The 583-nt window shown below is 44.9% G+C and carries 1 protein-coding gene; it reads left to right on the top strand.

Annotated features, from left to right (window positions below):
- Nucleotides 1–583: RNA-guided endonuclease InsQ/TnpB family protein (locus NW199_RS08705; RefSeq protein WP_258334352.1), on the top strand; the 583-nt coding region annotated here is incomplete at both ends.

Below are 583 nucleotides of genomic sequence, written 5' to 3'. Positions count from 1 at the left end.
CCTATAAGAATCTTTCTGCTTTATTGCCTGATTGGAAAAAAGATCCTGAGATGCTGTGGCTCTCAGAATGCTATTCCCAGTGCCTGCAGCAATCGATGAAGGATCTGTCTCGAGCATATCGCAATTTCTTTTCAGGAAGAACTGCTTTTCCCGTTTTCCATAGAAAGTACGGGGCAAATGATGCCTTTCGCTATCCGCAAGGATTCAAAATTGATGAAACCGGCAAGCAGATTTATCTGCCCGGGATCGGTTTTGTGAAGTACAGACGCAGTCGATACATCGAAGGCAAAGCGAAAAATATCACTGTTATTCGTAAGGCTGACGGTTGGTATGTCTCTATTCAAACGGAATACGAAAAAGAAGTTCCCGTACACAAAGGCGATGAAGTTGGAATGGATATGGGAGTGGCGTGGTTTTGCACGCTCTCGGACGGAACACAGATTGCGCCTTGCAACGCGCTGAAAAAACATTTGAAGAAATTGGCTCAAATGCAAAGAGCACTATCCCGAAAGGAGAAATTCAGCAGTAATTGGAAAAAGGCTCAGAGGGAAGTCGCGAAACTGCATCAACGGATCGGCAACAT

The organism is Parasutterella secunda, from assembly GCF_024733725.1.
Classification (GTDB): domain Bacteria; phylum Pseudomonadota; class Gammaproteobacteria; order Burkholderiales; family Burkholderiaceae_F; genus Aphodousia; species Aphodousia faecalis.
The sequence above is the reverse complement of the archived record's forward strand: the minus strand, read 5'-3'. Positions and strand labels throughout refer to the sequence as shown.